At 41.0% G+C, this 26,912-nt stretch carries 27 protein-coding genes; 17 read left to right on the forward strand and 10 right to left on the reverse strand.

The window, feature by feature from the left end:
• The first annotated feature begins 13 nt into the window (after positions 1-13).
• Both tatAY and tatC read left to right on the forward strand, forming a co-directional pair.
• Positions 14-187, forward strand: a complete 174-nt coding sequence (tatAY, locus tag M1D65_RS03250) for a sec-independent protein translocase protein TatAY (RefSeq protein WP_003234072.1) — start codon at positions 14-16, stop codon at positions 185-187.
• A gap of 6 nt (positions 188-193) precedes the next feature.
• On the forward strand, positions 194-958 hold the full coding sequence (tatC, locus tag M1D65_RS03255; protein ID WP_015252680.1) for a twin-arginine translocase subunit TatC: 765 nt from the start codon (positions 194-196) through the stop codon (positions 956-958).
• 37 nt (positions 959-995) lie between these two features.
• Here the strand turns inward: tatC and M1D65_RS03260 are convergent, their stop codons facing one another.
• Both M1D65_RS03260 and M1D65_RS03265 read right to left on the reverse strand, forming a co-directional pair.
• A complete protein-coding gene (locus M1D65_RS03260; RefSeq protein ID WP_003225680.1) occupies positions 996-1,187 on the reverse strand; it encodes a YdiK family protein in 192 nt (63 codons plus the stop codon).
• Positions 1,184-1,918, reverse strand: coding sequence for a CPBP family intramembrane glutamic endopeptidase (locus M1D65_RS03265; protein ID WP_064671832.1), 735 nt, complete (start codon positions 1,916-1,918; stop codon positions 1,184-1,186). The genes M1D65_RS03260 and M1D65_RS03265 overlap by 4 nt, the downstream gene beginning before the upstream one ends.
• Positions 1,919-2,156: 238 nt before the next feature.
• On the opposite strand from M1D65_RS03265, the gene groES reads away from it, so the two are divergent.
• Together groES and groL are read left to right on the forward strand one after the other, a co-directional pair.
• A complete protein-coding gene (groES, locus tag M1D65_RS03270; protein ID WP_003155970.1) occupies positions 2,157-2,441 on the forward strand; it encodes a co-chaperone GroES in 285 nt (94 codons plus the stop codon).
• A 46-nt stretch (positions 2,442-2,487) separates the two neighbouring features.
• Complete coding sequence (groL, locus tag M1D65_RS03275) at positions 2,488-4,122, forward strand: chaperonin GroEL (RefSeq protein WP_041336750.1); 1,635 nt, start codon at positions 2,488-2,490, stop codon at positions 4,120-4,122.
• A gap of 113 nt (positions 4,123-4,235) precedes the next feature.
• On the opposite strand, the gene M1D65_RS03280 is transcribed toward groL, so the two are convergent.
• Both M1D65_RS03280 and M1D65_RS03285 read right to left on the reverse strand, forming a co-directional pair.
• Complete coding sequence (locus tag M1D65_RS03280; RefSeq protein ID WP_064671833.1) at positions 4,236-4,451, reverse strand: tyrosine-type recombinase/integrase; 216 nt, start codon at positions 4,449-4,451, stop codon at positions 4,236-4,238.
• A gap of 315 nt (positions 4,452-4,766) precedes the next feature.
• Positions 4,767-5,111 (reverse strand): hypothetical protein, encoded by a 345-nt coding sequence (locus M1D65_RS03285; RefSeq protein ID WP_080474513.1) that lies wholly within the window; start codon positions 5,109-5,111, stop codon positions 4,767-4,769.
• A gap of 357 nt (positions 5,112-5,468) precedes the next feature.
• On the opposite strand from M1D65_RS03285, the gene M1D65_RS03290 reads away from it, so the two are divergent.
• Both M1D65_RS03290 and M1D65_RS03295 read left to right on the forward strand, forming a co-directional pair.
• Positions 5,469-8,144, forward strand: a complete 2,676-nt coding sequence (locus tag M1D65_RS03290; protein ID WP_064671834.1) for a Z1 domain-containing protein — start codon at positions 5,469-5,471, stop codon at positions 8,142-8,144.
• Positions 8,144-9,145: a PD-(D/E)XK motif protein gene (locus M1D65_RS03295; protein ID WP_064671835.1), complete on the forward strand. Its 1,002-nt coding sequence runs from the start codon at positions 8,144-8,146 to the stop codon at positions 9,143-9,145. The genes M1D65_RS03290 and M1D65_RS03295 overlap by 1 nt, the downstream gene beginning before the upstream one ends.
• 490 nt (positions 9,146-9,635) lie before the next feature.
• On the opposite strand, the gene M1D65_RS03300 is transcribed toward M1D65_RS03295, so the two are convergent.
• A complete protein-coding gene (locus M1D65_RS03300; protein ID WP_080474514.1) occupies positions 9,636-9,809 on the reverse strand; it encodes an IS3 family transposase in 174 nt (57 codons plus the stop codon).
• Positions 9,810-10,303: 494 nt separating this feature from the next.
• Here M1D65_RS03300 and M1D65_RS03305 point away from each other — a divergent pair, with 494 nt between their 5' ends.
• From M1D65_RS03305 to M1D65_RS03315, 3 genes are read left to right on the forward strand one after another with little or no spacing between them, the layout of a single operon-like run.
• On the forward strand, positions 10,304-10,993 hold the full coding sequence (locus M1D65_RS03305; RefSeq protein ID WP_456270766.1) for a BA5345 family protein: 690 nt from the start codon (positions 10,304-10,306) through the stop codon (positions 10,991-10,993).
• Positions 10,983-11,138 carry a DUF6339 family protein gene (locus M1D65_RS03310; RefSeq protein ID WP_350223104.1) on the forward strand — a complete coding sequence of 52 codons (156 nt, stop codon included), beginning with the start codon at positions 10,983-10,985 and terminating at the stop codon, positions 11,136-11,138. The genes M1D65_RS03305 and M1D65_RS03310 overlap by 11 nt, the downstream gene beginning before the upstream one ends.
• A complete protein-coding gene (locus M1D65_RS03315) occupies positions 11,135-11,581 on the forward strand; it encodes a DUF6339 family protein (protein ID WP_064671837.1) in 447 nt (148 codons plus the stop codon). The genes M1D65_RS03310 and M1D65_RS03315 overlap by 4 nt, the downstream gene beginning before the upstream one ends.
• Before the next feature lie 399 nt (positions 11,582-11,980).
• Here M1D65_RS03315 and M1D65_RS03320 read toward each other — a convergent pair whose 3' ends face one another.
• Genes M1D65_RS03320 through M1D65_RS03330 form a run of 3 tightly spaced genes read right to left on the reverse strand, consistent with a single transcriptional unit; the run spans position 11,981 to position 14,549 of the window.
• Positions 11,981-12,373, reverse strand: coding sequence for a hypothetical protein (locus M1D65_RS03320; protein WP_154818087.1), 393 nt, complete (start codon positions 12,371-12,373; stop codon positions 11,981-11,983).
• A gap of 33 nt (positions 12,374-12,406) precedes the next feature.
• Positions 12,407-14,017, reverse strand: coding sequence for an AlwI family type II restriction endonuclease (locus M1D65_RS03325; RefSeq protein ID WP_064671838.1), 1,611 nt, complete (start codon positions 14,015-14,017; stop codon positions 12,407-12,409).
• Positions 14,010-14,549, reverse strand: a complete 540-nt coding sequence (locus M1D65_RS03330; protein WP_064671839.1) for a hypothetical protein — start codon at positions 14,547-14,549, stop codon at positions 14,010-14,012. The genes M1D65_RS03325 and M1D65_RS03330 overlap by 8 nt, the downstream gene beginning before the upstream one ends.
• A 450-nt stretch (positions 14,550-14,999) precedes the next feature.
• On the opposite strand from M1D65_RS03330, the gene M1D65_RS03335 reads away from it, so the two are divergent.
• The gene (locus tag M1D65_RS03335; protein WP_064671840.1) at positions 15,000-16,193 is read left to right on the forward strand and encodes a DNA cytosine methyltransferase; all 1,194 of its coding nucleotides are present in this window, start codon (positions 15,000-15,002) and stop codon (positions 16,191-16,193) included.
• 21 nt (positions 16,194-16,214) lie between these two features.
• On the opposite strand, the gene M1D65_RS03340 is transcribed toward M1D65_RS03335, so the two are convergent.
• Both M1D65_RS03340 and gutR read right to left on the reverse strand, forming a co-directional pair.
• Positions 16,215-16,637, reverse strand: coding sequence for a very short patch repair endonuclease (locus M1D65_RS03340; RefSeq protein ID WP_064671841.1), 423 nt, complete (start codon positions 16,635-16,637; stop codon positions 16,215-16,217).
• 209 nt (positions 16,638-16,846) lie between these two features.
• On the reverse strand, positions 16,847-19,348 hold the full coding sequence (gene gutR, locus M1D65_RS03345) for a glucitol operon transcriptional regulator GutR (protein WP_446015293.1): 2,502 nt from the start codon (positions 19,346-19,348) through the stop codon (positions 16,847-16,849).
• Positions 19,349-19,549: 201 nt separating this feature from the next.
• Between gutR and gutB the strand changes: the two genes are divergently transcribed.
• The 7 genes from gutB (at position 19,550) to M1D65_RS03380 (ending at position 26,869) form a co-directional block, all read left to right on the forward strand.
• Complete coding sequence (gene gutB / locus M1D65_RS03350; protein ID WP_038827707.1) at positions 19,550-20,611, forward strand: sorbitol dehydrogenase; 1,062 nt, start codon at positions 19,550-19,552, stop codon at positions 20,609-20,611.
• A 73-nt stretch (positions 20,612-20,684) separates the two neighbouring features.
• Positions 20,685-22,076 (forward strand): MFS transporter, encoded by a 1,392-nt coding sequence (locus M1D65_RS03355; protein ID WP_456270867.1) that lies wholly within the window; start codon positions 20,685-20,687, stop codon positions 22,074-22,076.
• Positions 22,077-22,170: 94 nt separating this feature from the next.
• The gene (locus M1D65_RS03360; RefSeq protein WP_064671843.1) at positions 22,171-23,133 is read left to right on the forward strand and encodes a carbohydrate kinase family protein; all 963 of its coding nucleotides are present in this window, start codon (positions 22,171-22,173) and stop codon (positions 23,131-23,133) included.
• A gap of 195 nt (positions 23,134-23,328) precedes the next feature.
• Positions 23,329-24,012: a PspA/IM30 family protein gene (locus tag M1D65_RS03365; RefSeq protein WP_072173431.1), complete on the forward strand. Its 684-nt coding sequence runs from the start codon at positions 23,329-23,331 to the stop codon at positions 24,010-24,012.
• Positions 24,013-24,077: 65 nt separating this feature from the next.
• Complete coding sequence (locus tag M1D65_RS03370; RefSeq protein ID WP_032726741.1) at positions 24,078-25,103, forward strand: TFIIB-type zinc ribbon-containing protein; 1,026 nt, start codon at positions 24,078-24,080, stop codon at positions 25,101-25,103.
• On the forward strand, positions 25,103-25,867 hold the full coding sequence (locus M1D65_RS03375; RefSeq protein WP_456270767.1) for a TPM domain-containing protein: 765 nt from the start codon (positions 25,103-25,105) through the stop codon (positions 25,865-25,867). Before M1D65_RS03370 ends, M1D65_RS03375 begins: the two co-directional genes overlap by 1 nt.
• 30 nt (positions 25,868-25,897) lie before the next feature.
• Positions 25,898-26,869 carry an SPFH domain-containing protein gene (locus M1D65_RS03380; protein ID WP_370957232.1) on the forward strand — a complete coding sequence of 324 codons (972 nt, stop codon included), beginning with the start codon at positions 25,898-25,900 and terminating at the stop codon, positions 26,867-26,869.
• Positions 26,870-26,912: the final 43 nt, after the last annotated feature.

Here is a 26,912-nt window from a genome sequence, read left to right on the forward strand (position 1 = left end):
GAGGAGCCCAAATATGCCGATCGGTCCTGGAAGCCTTGCTGTTATCGCAATCGTTGCTCTGATTATCTTCGGTCCCAAAAAGCTGCCTGAATTGGGGAAAGCAGCGGGAGACACACTTCGTGAATTCAAAAACGCTACTAAAGGATTAACGAGTGATGAAGAGGAAAAAAAGAAAGAAGATCAGTAAGTTAGGATGACACGAATGAAAGTGAATCAAATGTCGCTGCTGGAGCATATTGCTGAGCTTCGAAAACGGTTGCTGATTGTAGCGCTGGCGTTTGTCGTTTTCTTTATTGCTGGATTTTTTTTAGCAAAGCCGATTATTGTGTACCTGCAAGAAACAGATGAAGCGAAGCAGCTTACGCTTAACGCGTTCAACCTGACAGACCCGCTTTATGTGTTTATGCAATTTGCATTTATCATCGGCATAGTCTTGACCTCGCCGGTTATTCTTTATCAGCTTTGGGCTTTTGTGAGCCCGGGCCTCTATGAGAAAGAGCGCAAAGTAACGCTCAGCTACATTCCGATCTCTATTTTGCTGTTTTTAGCGGGCTTATCTTTTTCATATTATATTTTATTTCCTTTTGTTGTTGATTTTATGAAGCGAATTTCTCAGGACTTGAATGTCAATCAGGTGATCGGAATTAATGAATATTTTCATTTTCTTCTGCAGCTGACGATTCCGTTTGGACTGCTGTTCCAAATGCCGGTCATCCTCATGTTTTTGACCAGGCTCGGAATTGTGACACCGATGTTTTTGGCGAAAATCAGAAAGTATGCGTATTTTACGCTGCTGGTGATCGCAGCCTTGATTACACCGCCTGAGCTTCTGTCCCATATGATGGTTACAGTCCCGCTTTTGATTTTATATGAAATCAGTATTCTGATATCGAAGGCCGCCTATCGGAAAGCGCAGAAAAGCAGTGCAGCCGATCAGGACGTGTCTTCGGGGCAATAATAAAAAATCCATTTCTCATGCGAGAAATGGATTTTCTTTATTTCTGATTCTTTTTGATTTTAAATGAAAAGGCGAACATCTTAAAAGAAATGCTGATGTTGTAAGCGGCGAACACCATCAGCAGGATGGAGTAAAATGACCACATGCTGCCTGGCGAGCTTGCGGCAAGATAAGTAAAGATGCATCCTACGGCAAAGTAGATCATTCCCCAAACTACCGGGTTTCTCATAAAAATAATCCTCCAATAATCAATTGCATTTGTGTGCTCTGCTGTTCAAGGTAATTCCGAACAGGCTCAAGCTGCATGATGACGACGAATGTATTCATCATTAAATGGGCGAAAATCGGCACCCATATCCGTTTTGTTCTCGCATATAAAAATGCAAAGGTAAAGCCCATTGCTGTATATAGAAGAAGATGCTTCAAATCAGCGTGAACAATACCGAAAATAACCGAGCTGATCAGACCTGCGAAAAAGAAATTCGTTTTTTCGTACAGCGCGCCGAAAATGATTTTTCTGAAGATGATTTCTTCTAATATAGGCCCGACGATGGAAGAAACGATAATCATGAGCGGGACTGCCTGAATGACATCCAGAATCGCTTGTGTATTTTCTGATTCTCTTCCGATCCCAAATACATAATATTCAATAGAGCCTGCTATTCCTTGAGAGAAAAGGGCAATGAAAAAACCGGCTATCGCCCAAAGGATAGAAAGTCCGATTGAGTCCTTCTGTCCGTTTCGCAGCGTTTCTTTCGGAACGGTTCTCAGAATCAGCAGAACAACAACGAGACAGGCGATAAAGCTGATGACGGACCATAATCCTTGTGCATGCAGCATATTTTCATTTGTAGGCTGTCCTCCGGCATAACCGAATTTAAATAACAAGGGAATCGCGATTAATGCGGAAAACTGCATGATGATATATGTCAAAATAATAAACCAATACTGTTTTCTCAAATGGTATGTACTCCTTTGTTAAGTGGGTTTCGTTCATCTACAGCTATTGTAACATAATCGGTACGGGGGTGAAAAAGCTAACGGAAAAGGGAGCGGAAAAGAATGATGTAAGCGTGAAAAATTTTTTATCTTATCACTTGAAATTGGAAGGGAGATTCTTTATTATAAGAATTGTGTTAGCACTCTTTAGTGCTGAGTGCTAAAATTACATATTCATACTATTGAGGAGGTTATTACATTGTTAAAGCCATTAGGTGATCGCGTTGTCATTGAACTCGTAGAATCTGAAGAAAAAACTGCCAGCGGAATTGTGTTGCCGGATTCTGCAAAAGAAAAACCGCAAGAAGGCAAAATCGTGGCAGCTGGTTCAGGTCGCGTGTTAGAAAGCGGAGAGCGCGTTGCTTTAGAAGTAAAAGAGGGCGACCGCATTATCTTCTCAAAATACGCAGGTACTGAAGTGAAATACGAAGGTACTGAATACTTAATCTTACGTGAAAGCGACATTTTAGCTGTTATCGGCTAATTCTTAAATAAACAATATTTAAAACATTTGAGGAGGTCTTGTAAACATGGCAAAAGAAATTAAGTTTAGTGAAGAAGCTCGCCGCGCAATGCTTCGCGGTGTCGATGCACTTGCTGATGCTGTTAAAGTAACTTTAGGACCAAAAGGACGCAACGTGGTTCTAGAGAAAAAATTCGGTTCTCCGTTAATCACAAATGACGGTGTAACAATCGCTAAAGAAATCGAGCTTGAAGATGCGTTTGAAAACATGGGTGCGAAGCTTGTTGCTGAAGTAGCCAGCAAAACAAACGACGTTGCCGGTGACGGTACAACAACTGCAACAGTTCTTGCACAAGCAATGATCCGTGAAGGCCTTAAAAACGTAACAGCAGGCGCTAACCCTGTAGGCGTGCGTAAAGGGATGGAACAAGCTGTAGCGGTTGCGATCGAAAACTTAAAAGAAATTTCTAAGCCAATCGAAGGCAAAGAGTCTATCGCTCAGGTTGCTGCGATCTCTGCTGCTGATGAGGAAGTCGGAAGCCTTATCGCTGAAGCAATGGAGCGCGTAGGAAACGACGGCGTTATCACAATCGAAGAGTCTAAAGGCTTCACAACTGAGCTTGAAGTTGTTGAAGGTATGCAATTCGACCGCGGATATGCGTCTCCTTACATGGTAACTGACTCTGATAAGATGGAAGCGGTTCTTGACAATCCTTACATCTTAATCACAGACAAAAAAATCACAAACATTCAAGAAATCCTTCCTGTGCTTGAGCAGGTTGTTCAGCAAGGCAAACCATTGCTTCTGATCGCTGAGGATGTTGAAGGCGAAGCACTTGCAACACTTGTTGTGAACAAACTTCGCGGCACATTCAATGCAGTGGCTGTTAAAGCTCCTGGCTTCGGTGACCGCCGTAAAGCAATGCTTGAAGACATCGCTGTCCTTACTGGCGGAGAAGTCATCACAGAAGATCTTGGCCTTGACCTGAAATCTACTCAAATCGCTCAATTGGGACGCGCTTCTAAAGTTGTCGTTACTAAAGAAAACACAACAATCGTTGAAGGCGCTGGCGAAACAGACAAAATTTCTGCCCGCGTGACTCAAATCCGCGCTCAAGTGGAAGAAACAACTTCTGAATTCGACAGAGAAAAATTACAAGAGCGTCTTGCTAAACTTGCTGGCGGCGTAGCTGTCATCAAAGTCGGCGCTGCGACTGAAACTGAGCTGAAAGAGCGTAAACTTCGCATCGAAGACGCCCTGAACTCAACTCGCGCAGCTGTTGAAGAAGGCATCGTATCCGGTGGTGGTACAGCGCTTGTAAACGTATATAACAAAGTCGCTGCAGTTGAAGCTGAAGGCGATGCTCAAACAGGTATCAACATCGTGCTTCGCGCGCTTGAAGAGCCAATCCGTCAAATCGCACACAACGCTGGTCTTGAAGGATCTGTCATCGTTGAGCGTCTCAAAAACGAAGAAATCGGCGTAGGCTTCAACGCTGCAACTGGCGAATGGGTAAACATGATCGAAAAAGGTATCGTTGACCCAACGAAAGTTACACGCTCAGCTCTTCAAAACGCTGCGTCTGTAGCTGCAATGTTCTTAACAACTGAAGCCGTTGTCGCTGACAAGCCAGAAGAAAACGCTGGCGGCGCAGGAATGCCTGACATGGGCGGCATGGGCGGTATGGGCGGCATGATGTAATAAAGGGATATCAACCTTTATATATCACACCTTAACCGTATTAGAGGGATTATTGTTCTCGGCTTTGTCCTCCTTTCTTACAATTAGGCAAAGCATGACAACAAAAGAGCCAATTACAAGAGAAGGTCTTTCATCAGTTCACTGAACTGATGGGAGGCCTTTTCTTCTGAATTGGCGGTCATATGAGCGTAAATATTCATTGCAGTATTTATATCTGAATGGCCTAACCGTTGCTGGATCTCTTTAATGCCAACTCCTGCTTCAATTAATAAAGAGGTATGGGTGTTTCTGAAAGAATGAGGAGTGATATTCTTCTCGATCCCGGCCATTTTGAGCAACCGTTTGAGCCTGGTTCAATAACTTTTCTAAATTGCGGATGGCCATCTTTCCGCGCAAAAAAACTTGAATCCTGATAAACCAACCTGTTCTCAACTTAGTTTCATTCTAATAAATTTTTTACTTTCTAAGAAGACCGACAAATATTTCATCAATTCGGATGGTACGGACAGATCCTTTTGTTTTAGGTGTTAGCAGCTGGTATTTCTTAATATGAATGTTTGGATTGTAAAGGGTCTTTGTGATACGGATCGAACCTAGTTCATCGCTGAAATCTGTCCAGTTTAAAGCAAGGAGTTCACCAATTCTTAGACCAGTATAAGCAAGTACTGTGAAGACCAGATTACCATTTCTAACCCATTAGTTTGTGTGAGCTTTAGAAAGTGAGCTAAGTCCTCTTTTTCAAAAAAGAAAATCTCCTCTCGTTTCTTTTCCATATCATCTATACTTTGTTGCTTCCTAGGTAATTGAAAATCTTCGGTTGGATTTGTTTTAATCATCCCTTGAGTTTTGGCCTTTCGGAAAATCATACGACCGCAGACATGAATACCTCCTATATAATTGTGGATATATTTCTCATTCAGCTCTAATACGCGCTCTTCATACATTTTCTTTGTAATTTTACTAATCGGATATGATCCCCACACAACCATAAAATGCTTCATCTCCTTCTCACGGGCGGCGCGTACGTTGCTTATTTTTTTACTCCGCTTCGACTATATGTCTTCAGCCAATCTTTTGCAAAGGTTTCAAAGGGCATGTCAGACTCATTAATTAAAGTTCCGTTGTCTTTTTGAAGTTCTATAAGGCGAGCGGCTACTATAATTGCGTTTTTTTGAATATATTTTTAAAATCAAAATTTTGTAGCAATAATGTCTGATCGCTGACGTTATTTGAATTTGTTTGTTCAATTTGCTTTAGATAAAGCATTAAAAATTTCATTGTATTATTTGTCAAAAAAATTTAGTAAAATATGTAAGTGTGACAGTATTAAAATTTAGGAGGTAAGTATGTATTCTACAAATGAATTAGATAAGTACATGAGGATTATTAGAACTTACATGGATAGTTTTGAATGTTCAGTTGAAGAGGCAATTGAAAGCATACCTGCTATAAACTGTGATCTTGCCATAAAGATTAAGGAAGCTTTCAAAAAGGAACGACCAACTACTGCAGTTGATCCTAATATGATAATAGATCCTAATAGGAAACATGTTGAATGGTTACCAATGGTCGATAGGGCAGAATGGTATTATTGGCCTACTCTTAGAGAATATTTAATAGATAAAAAACAATGGTCACTAGATTCCGTAGTGCGTCAAATAGATCGATCAACTGATAAAATTCTAGAACAAATGGAAGACCCAATAAATTGTCCTTCGTTTACCACTAAGGGGCTCGTTGTGGGATATGTTCAAAGTGGAAAAACTGCTAATTACACTGGCCTAATTGCAAAGGCAGCCGATGCAGGTTACAAGTTAATAATTGTACTTACTGGAATGCATAACTCTCTTCGTTTTCAGACACAAACACGTTTAGATAAGGAATTAGTCGGTATTTCAAATGATTTACAAGTTGGTGTAGGGAAGCCACCAAGAGATAAAGAGTGGGTTACTTTAACCAAGGCGGATTTAACTAGAGGCGATTTTAATCCTGGACATTTGAATCCAACAATATTAAATGGAGATAAGCCTATTCTAATAGTAGTGAAAAAACACGGTAGTATACTTGACCGATTGTTAGGCTGGTTGAGTCGCGCTGACAAAGAAACACTAAGTGAAATTCCCTGCCTAATTGTAGACGATGAAGCTGATCAAGCATCGGTTAATACTGGTGGGAACCGGCCCTATGATGTAGATCCTAATAATGAAACCGAACAAGAATCACCTAGCGCAATTAATAATTATATTAGACAGATAGTAAGCTTGTTTAATAAAAAAGCTTTTATAGCTTATACTGCTACCCCTTTTGCGAATGTTTTAATAGATCATAGAGCTCATGATCGCGTTTCGGGAGAGGATTTATATCCAAGTTCTTTTATAATGTCACTTCCCCGTCCTCATGGTTATTATGGTGCTAAAGAGATATTCGGCGACTCTAACAGTCTAGGATTAGATATTATTTACCATGTAAATAAAAGTGATGTTTCACAATTGGTGCCGGCTACCAGAGCAGAAGTGGAAACTTTCACCCCTAGTATACCAGAAAGCCTGGTAAATGCTATTTATGACTTCATCCTAGCCGGAGCAGCGAGAATTAGTAGAGGTCAAGGAAATGAACCTGCCTCAATGTTAATTCACACTAGTTACCGCACATCAATTCAGGAAAAATTAGCCGCTTTAGTTGATGGAATGTTAACATCGATTCAGGAAGAATGGAGATATAACAGAAAACAAGGGAAGTTAATTGGTTTGTTAAAAACAAGGTGGGATAAGGAGTTTCGCACGTTAACAAACAAAATGAATGCCCAGTATGACATTCCTTTTAGTAAAATTATAAATGATATTTCAGTTTTTCTTGAAAAAGTGAAAATACGTCAGCTGCATAGTCACTCCACTGATGTAATCAATTATGAAGTTGAACCAGATTTAAAAGCAATAGTTATAGGCGGTAATCGTTTATCACGAGGTCTTACACTAGAAGGTCTATTGATAAGTTACTTTGTCCGTTTAAGTAACGGTTACGCATACGACACATTGATGCAAATGGGGAGATGGTTTGGTTACAGAAACGGTTATGTAGATCTCACTAGAATATACACTACTCTCTCTTTGGAAAGAAAATTCAGAGCTCTAGTAGACGTTGAGGAACATCTTAGAAGGGATATAGCTAAATATGAACGTGAAGGCCGTACTCCTCTTCAACTAGGTGTGAGAATCCGCCAACACCCTGGCATGCTAGTAACAAGTCCGCCCAAGATGCGAGCAGCTCAATCTGTTCATGTTTCTTACCAAGATCAGGTGTCAGAAACGACTGTATTTCCGTTTGATGATATTGAACTCTTACAAAACAACTTGGAAAGTACCAAGAGTTTTCTGCGAAGCTTAGGTAATCCAGGAGAAGACGAACTAATATGGGATAATATTGATTCACAAGCTGTTCTTGATTACCTGGAGGTATATAATACAGATCCAGATGCTACTACCGTCAGAACTGATGCAATTTCAAATTATATCACCCGCATGAATCAATTGGATGAGCCGGAGTTAAACAACTGGACTGTGGTGGTAATGGGAAGAAAAATAAAAAGTGACCAATTAGGAACAATAGATCTTGGAGTACCAGATCAGCAGGTCAATTTAATTCAGCGTACATTGAGAATAAACAGCTCTTCTTTAGGAACTATCATGTCTGCCGGTGATGATGAAATTAGACTACCAAAAGAACAAGTTAATGAAATTAAAAAACGATTAAAAGGTAAAGAACATAATGAAGAAGAAAAAGTAACGCTTGGAGAGGAATTAAGAAAACTTCGCTCACCTCAACAGGGAGTTTTGTTAATATATCCAATAAGCAAATACTCTGGCCATGATCCTCGAACAATAGAAAGTGATTCCCGAACTGCAATTTTTGAGAATCCAGAAGAGGGTGAGCACATTATCGGATTAGCTTTTATTTTCCCTCCTTCCGAAAGTAGCGATGCTCAAGAGTACATTACAGGTTCTGTAGGGGTGGGAATCCAATAATGCAAACTATTGTTACTGAAGAATCATGGATTGAAGTTGAAGCTTTTGTCCCTGATTATGGAAAATTAAATGTTCACCGTATTAATTATGGATCCAGTTTAATACTCGCATCTGACCATGTTGGATACCGACATATACTTCTACCTTTAAATGATATATCAGAGGCAATTAAGGATAATAAAAGTAGAGGAATTTTGGTGTATGGTCGGGATCTAAAAATTGATGATCAACCAATTCGCGCATACTTGGATGTGTGTTGCATCCAAAAAGATAATAATAACTTGTTCAATGTTATAGCAAATGAAATTTGTAACAGGCTTAAAGAAGGCGACAGCCCTTCTTCAGCAGTTAGTACTACGCTTAATAAGTGGCGGAAATTCTGGCTCAGAGGATTGAAACCGATTTTAAGTGAAAATGAAATAAAGGGATTATTTGGGGAACTATGGTTCTTGAAAAACTGGTTATTACCAAAAGGAAAAGATCAAATTTTAACTTGGTTTGGTCCAAATAGAAATAGATATGATTTTGAGAGTAATAACTTTTCAGTTGAAGTAAAAACAACCTCATCTATGGCAGGACATGTTCATAAGATAAACGGCTTAAATCAACTGGAAATACCCATGAGTGAAAACCTTTTCTTTTATAGTTTGCGAATAAGAAGTGATATGAGGTCAAAATACTCTCTTCCTTTTTTGATAAGAAACATTCAAAATACCCTTTCAGATAATGTAACCTTACTACTAGAGTTTGAAAACAAAATTATGGAATCTGGTTATTTACCAGAATATGAATCAGAATATGAAGATTTCTGCTTTAGTATTGTCGATGAACGTATGTATTTAGTAAGTGAAGGATTTCCAAGACTTACTTTAAATGACCTTAAAAATGGTGTTCCTCAGGGTGTACAAAATATTCATTACGATCTAAATCTAAATAATTGTACGAGTTATTTTTTATGTGGTTCACCAAAGGACTGGCAGTTGGAAAGTATAAGTTATTGAACATATTAATTAGATCCTCTTCTAAAGGAAGAGGATCTTTAATGGGTGCCCGGCATCCGGTGCAGTCTAAAGGGTGAAAATGGATTGTCAGCACTAAATCATACCTCATCTGACGAACAAACTCCGTTTTAATGATTTTGAACGTGGCTTCCGCCACGGCATTATTATATGGACAGCCTACTCAGAGATCGTCTAATGTTGAAAGCAACTAATGTTTCATCGGTCAGCTGGTTTTTGAACTCGCTACACGATCTGTATGAAACAGCTGGATGTCGCACAGATCATCTTGAATGGACGCAAAAGCCCGTACGACTAAGTTCGCGTCTTTATGCAAACCGGTGCTGGACCCGGTGATTTCGATTAAAAAGATCGACAAAGATTCATACGTAATGACATTTAATTTGACGTTGACGTATGTTAAATCGCTACGATCACTTTTTTCGCTTCTTCCTATTGAAACTCTCGTTTCAATTCATTTGCCTGAGCAGACTCATTGCATGGTGTATTTGCGGTTTGAACTGGCTACCGTATAATACGAAACAAGTGCCCGCTCGTTCATAATGTGACCGATTCGACGTCTGGATACCATAAGCCCGTGTTTCTTCAGTTCTACCTGGATTTTGCGAATGCCGTAGGCGTACCGGTTTTGTTTAAAAATCTCGATTGATTGCGCTGGTTACATCGTCTTCTGATTGGCACTCTTTTGTTCATTATAGTACGTATTTCGGGAAATTTGCAGGAAGTCGCCATTGCTGTTACCGAGTATTTGTCTTGGTTTTCTTGCTGACATTTACTTTCATCCCGAGTCCCTGGCTATTTGCTTTAAAATATCATTCTCCATCAGCAGCTAATTATTTTCAATGCGCAATTTTAAAAGCTTCTGCTGTTCAAGGGAACGATTGTCTTTTTCTTTGAAGGAACCGGGCGTTTCATCCTGTTGAATCCACCGGTCAAGGGAGGAAGGAGTCAGGTCATACTCGCCAGGTCAAGTGTACGTGACCTTAATTTATCTGTTCAAACAAGTATAAACGATTCATTTTCATATGGAGAGTGTTTAGAATATACAAACGAAGTGGAAATAATCTGGGAAATGAGTAAAATATTAAGGAGGAGGACTCGGCCTTTTATTGTATGATGAATGGTAGAGGTGACTAAGTGATGAACTCTGAATTTCAAATAGTTAGATGGGGTATACCAGGTTGGTTATTTTTCGTTACATTTTTGCTTTTTAAATTAACAGTTACTAATTTTAATATTATTAAACTTATGAATTCTTTTACTAATCCAGCTGTGGTAGCAGGGATAGCGGCTTTTTTTGTTGCCTTAGGTGTGCCTTTAGGATATGTGTTTTATCAGGTATATTTTGCATTAAAATGGCGAGTAATAAAGAATAAAACTATTTTTGTTTCTGCTAAAGGAATACCAGAATTGGAAAATAGTTTAGGAGATAAAAGCAACTTGGAACTTTGGAATGCCATTGAAGCACATTTTGATCATCTTATGACAGTAGTCTCTAACAAAAAGGACTTATCATACAAAGATCTGGTAAGAAGGAGTGAGTATTTTAATAATAGAACATCAAGAATTCATGGGTTGGGCGCTTCTGCATTATCAATGTCTATGGGGTTTGTATTCTTTTTTTGTACTACCCCAAGTCGTGCTGCTCTTTTGGATAACAATTACTTTATTGTCACTCTTGTCTTTTTTTCTATTGGCTTTTGGTCTGTTGCGTATAATTATTACATTCAGAATAAAAATAGTTTTCTGCAATTTAATTATTTAATGCGAGACATAATAGAGGCTGATGAGAGAAAGGATGATAAGAAGGAAGATTCAGATGAAGAATAGTCGCTCATCGATAATAATTTTTAATCTTATACTTTTAGCAGGGCTTTGGTGGTTCGGATATATAACACATGACCCAGATATTGAAGATCCTTATGAATTAACGAAGATCATGCTTCAGAACAGGATCAAGATGTATCTAGAATGATTGCAGAGTCGCCGAACATTTTAAGAAATAAAAATGCTGTTAGAATCGTTTTACGAACGCTTCAGAGGATGCAGGAGGGTTCAGAAAAGAAGTTTTCAAGGCGAACTTTTATACGCTATGCGGCAATCTATCTTAATTTTCGGGGAGGTGTTACGGTTTTAACAGCATTAAATGATGAAGAAATGAAGTTAGTTGTAGAGGAACTTATTAAAAATTGGCCGTCTTATTTAGAAAAGGAACAAAGAGCAAAGAAAAGACTGGTCAAAAAAGAAGCTTATAAACTCCTAAACTATAGACTAGGAGTTTATAAGTTATTATTAAATAGTTTTTTTATCTGTGGTAATTACTCAATATATCCCAAGAAGCATATAAAAATAGCACTTTTCTTGCAGAATGTAAGTATAACCAAATCCGAAGAGCAAGGTGCCTATGAAACGGAATAGCTACTCTTGTCATTGACTGAATAGCTAATTTTTTACGAAATTATTCCGGGGTTTTATAGAATATGTGTATTGCATGGGTACACTGTAACCCAGTCGGTGAAAGGTATTGTTCTTCATTTTAACCAGCTTGATGACCATTTGAACTGAAAAGGCGGTAGAAACGTATAGCAAGCTGAGCGATTTCGGTAGATCAAACAGAACTTGAACATGTCGGTACTGTCCTATATGGCATCAAATATAGTTTTTAACCAGCTGTTTGTATATTTATTGTTTATCTGCTACCAAATAACTGTTTTCAAATAAATAGGTCACTTGTTCCCTGGTAAGTGCCCTCCTGTATTCCTTATTGATTCTTAAAGGCAACATCAGTCGACCGGCAGTTGAATTAACCACGTTATATTAAATTAACTCTATCTCAATTTCGGTTTGACTAATCCACGTAATTTTAACTTGGTCGCCTACTTGCGCATTTACATGGCGGAACCATTGTCCAATTAGCTGAAGATTTCCGTTTCCTTGAAATTGTTTAGCATAAATATCGCCTGCTGTGCTGCATCCAGAGGCTTTGAGAGATGCATTCTGCAGAAACCCATCCGCCGAATTGCATGTGTAAATAATATTGGCACCTGAACAATTGCTGTTATAGATGCCTAATGACATTGCTTCCTGTCTTGGAATATGTAAATAGCCTTCTCCATATACAGTCCCTCTTGTATTTGTATGCCTGTGAGAGCCCCATTCTAAATGAGCTCGCTTTAATGTTGTAGTGAAAGTATCTCCAGGTTTTGGCACGAAAAAACCTCCCTTTTTCATCATAAATTAAGTCTAATTTTTGTTTGTTAAAAATACTTGAAGGTCGCTGAATCCCTTATTTTTAATTCTTGCCAAAAACAGCTCTACTCGCTCTTTTTTTGATAGTTCATTCTCAATACAGTAATCCAGAAAGCCGATTAAGACTTCTCGTGTCATCATAAAGCCCTCGATTTCTCTTTCAACCAGCTGGCTGCTTAAAGTGGTGATCGATTTGAGTTTCTTTTGTCCAGAAAACTTGCTTGATGTAACGTATCCGTAAAAAAACAGTTGTCTATTTTCGAATTGAAGGTAATTTGGAATATACTCTGATGCCATATAGTTGGCTAGGTTTTGCGTTAGCACAAAGCTGCTTGGATAATGCTTTGTGTCAATAATGCCGCATTTGTCTTCGTGTATAAGTAGAATTTCAATCTCCGTTTTCTTTCCGTCAACTTTTGGCTGGTATACTGCTTCAAAGCCAATTGCCTCAAAAATTTTCAGCGTTTCCTTTTCAAACTCTGCTGGCGTCAGCTCACCCAAGTATTTTTCTACAAACGCTTCTGGTACGCTACCCATTTCGCGTACTTGAAAACGAAGTACATCTACAACTTTCTGGGCATCACGCGGCCCAAATGATGGCAGAAAATAGGGAAGGAGCTCTTCTCTAGTCAACTCCGTTGAGTTGGGAATATCGTTTAAAATGGCCTCGATTTTCCCCTGAATCTTTCCATGATTGCTAGCAGGCTTTACTACGCCAAAATTACTTGCTTTGTAGCTGTCTACATCAAGACCGCTGTTCTGAGCCATACGTTCTACTGAAATTAGATATCGTGCATTAAAAGGGTAACGGCTGTCGTAATAGCTAAGCACGTTCTGTGCTTCCCCCACTAAAGTGGGATCGGTCTTTAATACTGCCTCGCCGCGTTGATAATCAACAAGCGCTGTATATTCGCACAGAAGCATAAATGTATGCGCCACATCTGAATGAGCTTGATAATAATCCCTTGCTGCGTTGTCATTTCGGGCACGGTGGTCATATTCTACTGCAACCTCCTGTTTCATCAAACGCTGCTCATCCTGGCCGGCATTGCGGTACGCAATAATCCGTGCAGCCACCTCATCCAACTGTTTGTCATGCTGTGCAGTCAAAACAAAGTAGGTGATTTCCTCCTTTGTAAGATGATATTGTAAATCTGGACGTTGTACCAGTTTAATTAAAAATCTGGCAGGACGGATACGGAATCCTGCTTCAAATTTGGGACGGAATCCTGCTTCCATGAAATAGGCATTGGGGATCTGGAGTGTCAAAATTTGTTTTTTTACATTTTCGTACTCTTTAGTGCCATTGATAAGTGCTTTTCCCGATTTTGTTGGTTTAACTAGACCTTCGCCGTCTATGTAGCAGTAGGCAAATGTTTTTAACATGGCGCACCAGGTACGACCTCCCGAGCCATCATTGCTTATATTATTTCGCTTTAACCCTCTTGAGGCTAGCACTTTTTCATAATGTTTATGTGCTTCCCTGTTTCCCAGCCATTTTATAGTAAAATTTTCTGTAGCTTCTGCCAGCGCTTTTACTGCATCTGCATGGAAATGTGGATCCCGTTCCGGCCTTGTAATAAACCATACTTTTCGTTCAGTCAACCTTCGTCATCCTCCTTGCTCTTTCTGTTCTCAGTGCATCCTGAATATCTTTTCTCTCTTTCAATGTTTCAAGAACCTCTCGCTTAGATAACTTCTCAGAGGAAAGCGGATGTTTTTCATAAAAGAGAACGATCTCCACAATAAGAGGGAAATAGGTATGAATCGCGCTTTCCAAATTTTCTGCATCTTCAACGAATGATATTGCATCAATGCTTTGTTTATATTTTGCAGTTAGATCTTCTAGATTGGGCAGGGTGTTCTTATCCAACCCCCTTTCTTGATGGATTTCTAGAAACGCCTTCCAATAGCGGAGAAACATTACTGCGCTAAAGACAACACCCGTATTCTTATCACGATATATAGAATTCAGTCCTTTTCCGGATTTTTCCGAGAGGAGGCTGTTTATTTCACTATCTTTCATAGTCTTCTTTAATGGAGTGAATATCTCTTGAAAAAGGAGTTGTGAACTTAAATACATTTCAATTAGACCTTTTAAACTGCTTAGAGAAGTATCTTTTGATTCCTTAGACACTAGTTATCACCTGCTTATTACTTAACTTATTTACTACTTTACAGAACAATCCAACGGCAAAATAATTCGGTTACGAATTATTTTGCCGTTGGATAAATTTATTGAATAATCCGTCACTTTTTGCCATCTGCCTAGAGGGATGTTGAATATTATAACAAATAAATCAATCGATTCCGGCAGTAATTTTTGTACAGAACATCAAAAACAAGGACAATGTACACATTGGAAACATTATCAATAAAGATATATTTAAATTTCAGACAGCCTGAAATTAACTACTTCATATTACAAATAAGGAATAACCACTTGTATCAAAAAGACATTATTTAAAAATCAGCCATGGGGCTTCTTTTTTTTGAGGAAAACGTGTAAACTAATTAGCGTACAAGTATGCAAGAACATATTTTCGTATAAACGTTGAATATAGGTGAAATGAAGAGGGGTTTTAATATGATTTTTAAAAAAGGAGAACTGTTCAATGGTCCCGGTGGACTTAGTCTTGGTGCTAAATTGGCAGGTTTTGTGCATCCTGACACGGGTAAAGAATGGCGGATAGAGCATGTGTGGGCAAATGACTATGATCCTAATGCGTGTAGCACGTTCCGCTACAACATTTGTGGGAATATAGAAGATCAGTCTGTTCACTGTTGTCCGGTTGAACAGCTTCCGATCGGTGATAAAACAGTGCTTGAAGAAATCGACTGCTTTGCGTTCGGATTCCCGTGTAATGATTACAGCAATGTCGGTGAAAAGCAGGGATTGAACGGTACATACGGTCCTCTTTATTCGTATGGGGTCAAAGTGCTGGAAAAGTATCAGCCGAAATTTTTTGTGGCAGAGAATGTGGGGGGGCTTCAAAGCGCCAATGAAGGAAAAGCCTTTATTAAGATACTAACAGAGCTTGAAGAATGTGGATACAAGTTGACGCCTCATCTATATAAATTTGAAGAGTATGGTGTCCCACAGGCAAGACATCGCATTATTATTGTTGGCATCAGAAATGACTGGACAGCAAAAGGTGTTAAATTTAGAGTGCCGGCACCGACTACACTGGCATCAACAGACTATGTGACGTCTAAACAGGCAATTACAGAGCCTCCGATCCCTAAAGATGCACCGAACCATGAAATGCCGAAGCATACAAAAAAAGTGCAGGAAATGCTGAGTTACATTCCGCCCGGTGAAAATGCGTGGTATGCAGGAATTCCCGAGGAGCTTCAGCTGAATGTAAAAGGAGCGCGTTTAAGCTCAATTTACAAACGGCTTGATCCTGAACGCCCAGCTTACACTGTAACTGGCAGTGGTGGTGGAGGGACTCATATGTATCACTGGGAGGAACTCCGTGCTCTGACAAATCGAGAACGCGCTCGTCTGCAGACATTTCCGGACGACTTTGTATTCCAAGGAAGCAAAGAAGCTGTTAGAAAGCAGATTGGCATGGCTGTTCCCGTTAAAGGTGCGCAGGTCGTATTTGAAGCTATCTTAAAGTCGTTCGCAGGGATTGAATATGAATGGGTAGAGCCGGCAAGAAAGCTTCAGCTTGAAAATCTCCGTGGCCAGAGAAAAGTAACAATCGATGAAATCGAAAATGTGAAAGAACAGCAACAAAAAGAAACAGAAACCCAAATAGTACTGAAGATATAAGTATATAAGGCGGCGCCTTTACTAAGGTGCCGTCTTTTTCGCTTGTTTGATAAACCTTTCAATCTCATCAACCACTTTTTTGAAATCCGCCTTAAATTCGTGTTCCCAGATCCGCTTAAAATTCCAGCCATGCTCTTCGTAATAACTCCTTACTTCTTCATCGCGGTTCCTGTTCCTCTCAAGCTTTTTATCCCAATATTCCTGGTTACTTTTCGGCCGATTGCCGTGCACTTCGCATCCGTGCCAGAAACACGAATCAATAAAGATAACTATTTTATACCTTTTTATAGAAATGTCAGGTTTTCCGAACAGGGAATTATCATTTTTGCGGAAGCGAAGGCCTCTATGCCATAGTTCTTTAGAAACTCTGTTTTCTAGTTTTGACTGTGACCGTATAGACTGCATATTTTTCCGACGTTGCTCCGGAGTCATATTGTCAGCCATAGTACACACCTCCCTATATGAATATTTCCTTAAAATTCAAGGAGTGTAGAGGTCTAAAAATTTTGCCTTACAAGACTATATGTAAAGCAGGACTTATGATAATTACTTTTTAAAGTGAAAATCGCAAAAAAATCGATTTAGATTGGTTTTTTGTTTAAAAAGAAATTAGCGAGATCGTTCGTTGCAAGATAGACCTTACACCATGATAATTAAAATGTGTTTTCGTTATACCCTTCAATCACCATATCCAATCGTTCCACCTCTCCCCGAATCCCAATCGCAGGCTCCCACGAATCAATCAAACGAAGCGCCTTCTGATTAGCTTCCATCGCTTTCGTTTTCTCTCCTTTACGGTACAACAGCTGCGCCATTCCGTAGTGATAGTAGATCAGTTCAACCTGATTGGCGTTATGTTTGTCATAGAGCATTTGCTCAAAAGCTTCTTCCGCTTTCTCAAATTGACCACATTTCACGTAAGCGACACCCAGATTGAAATAGGCTTCTATCGTTTTTTCGCCGCCGTACGTGGAGCTGATTTCATTTGCCGCTTCGTATAATTGAATGGCTTCTTCATGATGACCTCTCGCAAAGCTTAAGTCACCGCGAACCAATAGAACTCTGTGTTGAATGGTAGGGGAAATCGGTTGATTTTCGATTTCGTTTAAAATGGTCTCTGCATTTTCCTGTTGCCCGTCTTTTAAAAAAAGCCTTGCTTTGAGTGCGTGTCCCCAAACCTTTAGATCATAGGCATAGTGAGCGTCTGATTGTTCCAGAATCCCCAGCCCGGCTTCAATTTGCTGTAAGGCCCTGTCTAAATCATTGACTTCCATCAGAGCCCAGCCTGCTGTGTCGATTCGGAAGTACGCTTCTCGTGTGTGTTTGCCTAATTGATGGGCGGCGTCGGCGGCTTTGCATCCGTATTCGATACGCAGGGGCAGGTTGATTCTGCTTAGAAAATGGCTGATGCGGGTGATGAGTTCGATTAGGATTTCTTTTTGTTCAGTTTCACTTGCCCATTGGATGACCTTTAAGATGTTTGGCCATTCTTGTTTCATATGATCTAAGTTCCGTCCCAGCAGGTAGCTCCAATAGATAGAGTTGGGCTGTTCCCGCTTTAAATGGGTTTCGGTATAATCAACATAATAGTGCGCCCAGCGATTGCGGGCTTCTTTTTCATATTCGTGCTGTTCGGACAAGTGCTGTTCTCCGTAAGCGACAACGGTTTGGTGCGCTAAGTATTGTGTCCTGCCTTGGCTTCGTTCCGGCTGAATCAGCGCATATGACCGCATTTGTTCCATAGCGTAATGAAAACGGCGGGCGACTAATCCGGCTGCTGCAGCCAGGCTTTTCTCATCTGGCGGCTTGCTGAAAAAGCAAAGCGTCTGCCATAGCTTTCGCGTATCTTCATTGCATCTATCCCAGGTGCGGCCAAAGAGGAATTCAAACAATTCCAGCAGTGAGTAGCCTGCTTTTCCAAGCTCATGAATCAGCTGCTGAGCGGGGATGTCATCGTCTGACATATAGGCAATGCTGAGTGCCATGGCTTTCGGGTTTCCGGCAGTCGCTGAAATGAATTCGTTTTTCAGGTCAGATGATAGATGTAACAGCTGCTCCAGCTTTTCCCGTTTATTTTGAATGTTGCATGTTTGTAAGCATCGGTGCACTTCTTGCTGAAAAAAATCCAAGGCATCTGTTTGGTCAAGGCCGCTCAGCTGAATAGCTGTCATTTCTCCGAAGCTTTCCCGATAGGTTTGCTTTACGTTTTCCCGCGCTGTGAGGAGAACTTTCACGCCTTGCGGAAGGCTGGTGATAAATTCATGAATGTCACGTTCTGCAGTATCAATGCTGTCAACGATCAGCAGGATCGGTTTTTCTCTAGTGTAATTAGCTAACGCATTGCGGACGACGAACCGTTTTTCATTGATTGATTTATCGATTTGTTCTGTGCGCCCGAGCTGATAGGCGATCGTATTTAAAAAATCGCTAAAGCTCAATCCTTTCCAATCGGCGCTGACCCAAATGATACTGTTGAACGCCGGCCAATCTGAAGTATCATCGACACAGGAATAGGCGGCTTCAAGAGCGATTGTGGTTTTTCCCATGCCGGCCCAGCCGGTGATTAAACAGACTGGTGACGGAGAAAGCATCCATTGCCGTATTGCTTCCATATCAAAGCTGCGCCCGATAAAGCGTCCGGACCAGCGTGAGGGTAAATTATGAGTGATAGGCTGTTCTGTAAGCGCATTCGTTTCATGGCCGGGTCTGTCATGAAACAGCCGTTTTACTACATTTTCAATTTCGCCTTCACTCGGAGCCCCGAATAATCCGTCTTTTCGAAGTATTTTCGCTTTTTTCAAACAGGATGCTGCCCATACAGGCAATGCGGGTTTGATGACTGGGATAGTGGTGGCTTCCAGCAAGTCGGTCAACCACTCGATATCCAAGTCGGTCTTTTCGAGAATGATCCAGATCATTCCGAACAGTTTTCCGTCGTCGATTCTTCCGGGAATGTAGTTTGCCCCCATCTGTCCGATCCAGCTTTTGATCGTGTTTGGGGAGACTCCCAGCTGGAGTGCGATTTTATCTATGTAAGACTGTCCTGTTTTTTCGTTCTTTTTCCTTCTGACTTTATAATCAGGATGAAGTTTTAGCGTTTTGACGCCAGGTGCCAGCAGTTGTGCAAATTGTTTTCGGTTTTCAAGTTCAGCCATAAGCCTGCACCTCCTATTAGTACTATTTTATCAATCCAGCGTTTTTTGTATATGAAAAAATAAAAGTACAGTGCCGCTGTCCTTTTATACAGCAGGAAAGGCTGTTGAACGTGTTGAAAAGCAGATAAAATGGGGGCAGTAACAGAGAAAACAAAAATGTATGCACTTACATTTTATTTTCTAAAGAAAGGAACTTGCCAAATGACTCACACAGTACCTCAAAACATGAAAGCGGCTGTTATGCACAACACAAGAGAGATCAAAATTGAAACATTGCCTGTGCCTGATATCAATCATGATGAAGTGTTGATTAAGGTGATGGCTGTCGGAATTTGCGGATCTGATCTGCATTACTATACAAATGGCCGAATAGGCAACTATGTTGTGGAAAAACCATTTATCCTTGGGCATGAATGTGCGGGTGAAATTGCCGCTGTCGGATCATCTGTCGATCAATTCAAGGTGGGAGACCGCGTCGCTGTAGAACCGGGTGTTACGTGCGGACGCTGTGAAGCGTGCAAAGAAGGGCGCTATAATCTTTGCCCGGATGTACAGTTTTTGGCTACACCGCCGGTAGACGGCGCGTTTGTCCAATATATTAAAATGCGTCAGGACTTTGTTTTTTTAATCCCAGACTCACTTTCTTATGAAGATGCTGCTTTGATCGAGCCGTTTTCTGTCGGCATCCATGCGGCGGCCAGAACGAAGCTACAGCCCGGATCAACGATTGCGATTATGGGGATGGGCCCTGTTGGGTTAATGGCTGTTGCCGCAGCTAAAGCATTTGGGGCAGGCACAATCATTGTCACCGACTTAGAGCCGCTGCGGTTAGAAGCTGCGAAAAAAATGGGAGCGACTCACATTATTAATATACGTGAACAGGATACACTTGAAGAGATTAAAACGATCACGAATGATAGAGGCGTTGATGTTGCTTGGGAAACAGCAGGGAATCCAGCGGCATTGCAATCCGCACTGGCTTCTGTGCGCCGGGGCGGAAAATTGGCGATTGTCGGTTTGCCTTCACAGAACGAGATTCCGCTCAACGTGCCGTTTATTGCGGATAATGAGATTGATATTTACGGGATCTTCCGTTATGCCAATACGTATCCAAAGGGAATCGAATTTCTTGCTTCAGGCATTGTGGACACGAAGCATCTAGTAACGGACCAATATTCGCTGGAGCAGACGCAAGATGCGATGGAGCGGGCGCTTCAATTTAAGAATGAATGTTTAAAAGTGATGGTGTATCCAAATCGCTGAGTGAACAGGGAGGATCTTCGTATTCTCCCTCTTGTTTACTGGAAATGAAAACGGATTCTTGGGGTGGGAAATGATGATTGAAACAGAAAAAGTAATGGCAATGAAAGTGAAGCATCAGTCAAAATCCAGTACCGGACTGTCCTGGTTTGAACGAATCGGTTATGGATTCGGCGATATGTCGTATAATATTATCTTTCAGTTTGTAAACGCATACTTATTATTCTATTATACAGACGTCGGCGGCATTCAGCCTGCGGTGATCGCAACTTTGTTTCTTGTTGTGCGTGTGCTGGATGCTATTTTTGACCCGATCATGGGATTGATTTTAGATAAAACGAATACAAGGTGGGGAAAAGCAAGGCCATATTTGCTGTGGGTGGCATTTCCTTTTGCGCTATTCACGTTCTTATGCTTCACGACGCCTCATTTCGGAGAGACGGGGAATATGGTATATGCGTACATCACCTATATTTTGCTTGGGATGTCCTTTAGTATGCAAACGATCCCGGTGAACAGCTTAACGGGGCGGATGACGAATTCTGTGGAGGAACGAACGGTTCTGACAACAACCCGGATGATTTTGGTGTATATCGGCATTCTTTTATCCATTTCCTGTGCGACACCGCTTGCAACTGCTATCGGAGGAGAGGATCAGGCGTTTGGATTTCAGATGACGGCGCTCATCTATGCGGCTGTCAGCATCGTTTTGAATCTATTTAGTTTCTTTACTGTACGGGAGCGAATTCAGCCTAAAAAGAGAAAAAAACAAGGGATCAAAAAGACGTTATCCGTTTTATTCCGAAATAAACCCTTGCTTATGTTAATTTCATCATTTTTGGCTTTTGCGATCGGGTTTAATATTAAGCTCAGCACGATGGTGTATTATTTTACGTATAACGTCAACCATAAAGAGTTCGTGTTTATGGGCACCGTTTTATTTTTCGGGGCAGCGCTGATCAGTAATTTGTTTATTCCTTTCTTTTCTGAGAAGTGGGGCAGAAAACAAGTCATGATCATCACGGCAGCTCTATCGCTTATTTCTTATGCCGGCCTGCATTTTACGCCGTATTCTTCAATTCCACTCATTTTCATTTGGCTTTTCGCTTCGGGATTTTTCACAACGCCTTTAAATACGCTTGCTTGGGGAATGGTTGCGGATTGTGTCGATTATGCGGAATGGAAAACCGGAATTCGCGCGGATGGTGTGGTGATTTCGAGCATGAGCTTTATCAATAAGCTGGGTGTGGCGTTAGCCGGGTCATTTTCGGCCATTTATTTAGGAATCGCCGGGTATGTGGCGAATACAGACCAGACAATTGCGTCATTGAATGCGATTAAAAATATGAATGCTTTGATTCCGGGATTTTTCATTTTGCTTTCTATTATTCTTATCGCCTTCTATCCTTTAACGGAAAAAAGATATAAACACATCATCTCTGAGCTGGAGCAAAGGTCTGCGAGATAAATATATGTAAAATTTTTAATATTCAATGTTGTATTTATGGCAGAAAGTAATATACTGAGACTGTAATCTAGACTTTATAAATGAGTGTGATAATATGCGTAGTCATTCTGTAGTTTGTATTGGGGAATTGTTGATTGATTTCTTTTGTACCGATGTTGACGTTGATTTAATGGAAGGGCGCCAATTCCTGAAAAGTGCCGGCGGGGCACCGGCGAATGTGTCGGCAGCAATTGCCAAGCTGGGCGGAGACGCCGCTTTCAGCGGAAAAGTAGGAAAGGATCCGTTTGGGTATTTTCTGAAGCAAACATTGGACGCTGTACATGTCGATACCTCTATGCTGGTGATGGATGAGAAAGCGCCTACAACGCTTGCTTTTGTTTCATTAAAACAAAATGGAGAGCGTGACTTTGTTTTTAATAGAGGCGCGGACGCTTTGTTTACGCTGGAGGATATTGACCAGGAAAAACTAAACGAAGCGAAAATTCTTCATTTCGGCTCTGCGACGGCACTGTTATCGGATCCGTTTTGCTCAGCCTATTTACGGCTGATGTCGATTGCGAAAGACAATGGACAGTTTATTTCGTTTGACCCTAACTACCGTGAAGATTTATGGAGGGGAAGAGTCTCAGAGTTTGTAAGTGTTGCGAAAAAAGCGATCGCTGTAAGTGATTTTGTGAAAGTCAGTGACGAGGAGCTTGAGATTATAAGCGGTGTGAAGGATCATGAAAAGGGAGTTGCGATCCTTCATGAGATCGGAGCCAACATTGTCGCTGTGACACTTGGGAAAAGCGGAACGCTTCTTTCCAATGGAAAAGACCGTGAAATCATTCCAAGCATTCCTGTGACATCAATTGACTCAACAGGGGCGGGAGATGCTTTTGTCGGTGCGGCTTTATATCAATTGGCAAACACGGATCAGATTCAATCTGTAGAAACAGATTTTGTGAAACTGCGTGAGATTGTGGCGTTTGCAAATAAGGTCGGAGCTCTTGTGTGCACTAAAATTGGAGCGATTGATGCACTGCCGAGCTTGGATGAGATCGAAGTTTCTTTGTAAATCATTGAAGATGTTTCTTGAAAGTCTTTGGACTTTTGGAGGCATCTTTTTTTATTGCTTACATTTTTGTTCGGGTAAAAAGTTGTATATTTTTCGTTTGAAATGTCATTTTTTATTAAAAAAGTGAAACTTTTAACGATAATAGATAGTATATGTAACAAGGGTTACCGAATTAGCTTTAGGAGGATCGATATAATGAGTATAATTGGAAGATTTAAAGATATTATGTCTGCGAATATCAATGCTTTATTGGACAAGGCTGAAAATCCGGAGAAAATGGTAGATCAATATTTAAGAAATATGAATAGCGATTTGGCTAAGGTTAAGGCAGAAACAGCAGCTGTTATGGCCGAGGAGCAGAGAGCAAAAAGAGAATATCACGAATGCCAGGCGGATATGGAAAAGATGGAAAGCTATGCAATGAAGGCGCTGCAAGCCGGGAATGAGAGCGATGCGAGAAAATTTCTTGAAAGAAAAACATCTTTGGAGTCAAAGCTTTCTGAGCTGCAGGCGGCGAATCAAATTGCTGCAACCAATGCCGCACAGATGAGAAAGATGCATGACAAATTGGTATCTGACATTGGAGAGCTGGAAGCACGTAAAAATATGATCAAGGCGAAGTGGGCAGTAGCGAAAACGCAAGAAAGAATGAACAAACTGGGCGCTTCTGTTTCAAGTACAAGCCAATCAATGTCTGCATTCGGCCGAATGGAGGACAAAGTAAATAAGGCACTTGATCAGGCCAATGCAATGGCTGAACTGAACAGCGCTCCGCAGGATGATATGGCTGATCTGACTGCAAAGTATGACACTGGCGGTTCAAGCCAGGTTGATGATGAACTTGCGGCGTTAAAAGCGAAAATGATGCTCGATAAGTAATACATAGGAGGCCGCAGCTTTCGGCTGCGGCGTCATTTTATCATAAGATGTGAGAGGGAACGGTAATGATAATATCTTATAAGTGTCCGAACTGCGGCAGTGATATGGCATTTGACAGTGAAACCGGCTCGTTATCCTGCAGCAGCTGCGGAAGACAGGACAATATTGAAAGCCTTCCGAAAGAAAACATTGCGGCACGGTTTTCTGATGATGAAGCAAAAGAATATCAATGTGAAAACTGCGGTGCCGTTTTGATCACGGAAGCTGAAACGACAGCAACGACGTGCAGCTTCTGCGGGGGTGCTGCAATACTTGCCGATCGCTTATCGGGACATTTGGCACCGGCGAAGGTCATTCCATTTACAATCAGCAAGCAAGAAGCGGAGCAGGCATTTCGAAAGTGGTGCAAAAAAGGCCTTCTGACACCAAGAGGTTTCATGTCTGCCGATCGCATTAAAAGCATCACCGGCATGTATATTCCGTTTTGGATGTTTGATTTAAATAGTGAAGTACAGGTGAGAGCAAACTGTACCAGGGTCCACCGGTATGAAGAAGGGGATTATATTTGCACGGAAACAGAGCACTTTGAAGCGTTTCGTGATATCAATCTCGATTATTTGAAAATCCCTGTCGATGCCTCTGAAAAAATGAAAGACGAATTAATGGACAAATTGGAGCCTTATTCATACGAAGAGCTGAAGGACTTTCAAACGGCATATTTGGCCGGTTATATTGCGGAAAAGTACAATTATACCGATGAGGAGCTTTTTCCGAGGGCAAAAGAGAAAATCAGCAGTTATATAGATTCATACATCCATTCTACTTTTTCCGGATATACGTCAGTCAATGTGAGGGAAAAACATATTCACACGAAAAACGTGAACAGCTTTTACGTTTTGCTTCCTGTTTGGATGGTCAGTTACGATTATGAAAGAGCGGAGCATATCTTTGCGATGAACGGGCAAACAGGAAAGGTTGTTGGAAAGCCGCCGATCAGTCGAGGAAAAGTGGCAGCATGGTTTAGCGGAATAGCAGGCGGGACATTTCTTGCGTTGAAGCTCGTCTCATTGATGATGGGAGGCGGATTTTGATGCGTGGATTTTTTGGGAAAGCGATCTTTGTTGTGATGGCTGTTTTCATCATGATGCCTTTACTGGGTATCGAAGCGGCAAGAGCCTCTGAATCGCAGCAGCATGTGTACGATCGCGCTCATCTATTGTCAAAAGCGGAGATCGGAAAACTTGAATCTCTCTCGGCAGAGCTGGGTGCAAAGAGAGACACTGATTTCATCATTATTACGACCAAAAGCACAAACGGTGAAGATATTGCAGACTATACCGGCAATTTTTATGATCGTTACGGAAAAGGCAGTACAGCTATTCTGACGATTGATATGACAAACAGAGAAGTGTTTATCGCAGGCTTCAAAAAAGCCGAACAGTATTTGGACAACAGCAGGCTCAATAGCATCAGAAATACGATTTCATCTGATTTATCCAATGAAAATTATTTTGAAGCTTTTGAGACATATATTCAGCTTTCCTATAAAGATATGGGCATAAAACCGGGAGTAAACCCCGACAACATATTCTTTACATGGTGGTTTCAGCTGATTGCTGCCATCGCAGTCGGGGGAATTGCGGTTTCAATCATGCTTTATCATGCAGGCGGCAAAGTAACGGTTAATGGAAATACATATATGGATCAGCGTACGTCTGATGTGATTGATCAATACGACACTTATATTAGAACGACTGTAACAAGAGAAAGAAAACCATCAGATAAAGACAGCGGCAGCGATGGCGGTGTTACGAAAGGCGGCACGTCATACAGTGGGAGCCGGGGCAGTTTTTAAATGTAAGAAATAGAGAAAGGGAGAGGCGTAATGTCGTTTTTCAGAAATCAATTAGCGAATGTAGTAGAGTGGGAAGAATTTAGAGATGATATGATTTTTTATAAATGGAACAATCGTGAAATCAAAAAAGGGAGCCGTTTAATCATTCGTCCCGGACAGGATGCTGTCTTTTTGAACAATGGGCGGGTTGAAGGAGTCTTTCAAGATGATGGCGATTATGATATTGAATCAGAAATTATTCCATTCCTTTCAACGTTAAAGGGCTTTAAGTTTGGCTTTAACAGCGGCATGCGAGCTGAGGTGCTGTTTGTCAATACGAAGGAATTTACCGTAAGATGGGGAACAAAACAGGCGATAAATATTCCGGCAGCGGGAATGCCAGGCGGGATGCCCATTCGCGCAAACGGCACATTTAATTTCAAGGTGCAGGACTATATCAGCCTGATTGATAAAATCGCTGGCGTGAAAGATCAATATTTTGTAGAGGATATTAAAACCCGTATCATTTCTATTCTGGATCAGCTTCTCATGAAGTGGATCACAAGAGAAGGGAAAGATATGTTTAATCTTCAAGCAAACGCTTTTGATATTGCCAAGGGAATTCAAGAGGACTTAGATATGCAATTAATAAGCGACGGGATGACGGTCACTGGTTTTCAAATCATGAGCTTTAATTACCCTCAAGAGGTTCAAGATATGATTACAAAGAACGCTTCCTACGGTATGGTTGGGGATGTGAACAGATACCAGCAAATATCAATGACGGATGGAATGGCATCCGGAAAGATGAGCGGAGGCGGAGCGGCTTCGGATATGGCTGGAATGATGATGGGAATGAATATGGCCAATCAGATGATGAACCAAATGAATCAAAAACAGCAGGCACAGTCATCAGGCCCACAGTCAACTGGCAGCGGAAGCAAACCGAATTTCTGTCCAAACTGCGGAACAAAAACGGGCGAAGCCAATTTTTGTCCGAATTGCGGCCAGAAACTTGTATAAGACTCATACAGTGAAAAGTCCGGAGTGATCAGACATTCCGGAC

The sequence above is a fragment of the Bacillus sp. JZ39 genome (assembly GCF_053903145.1).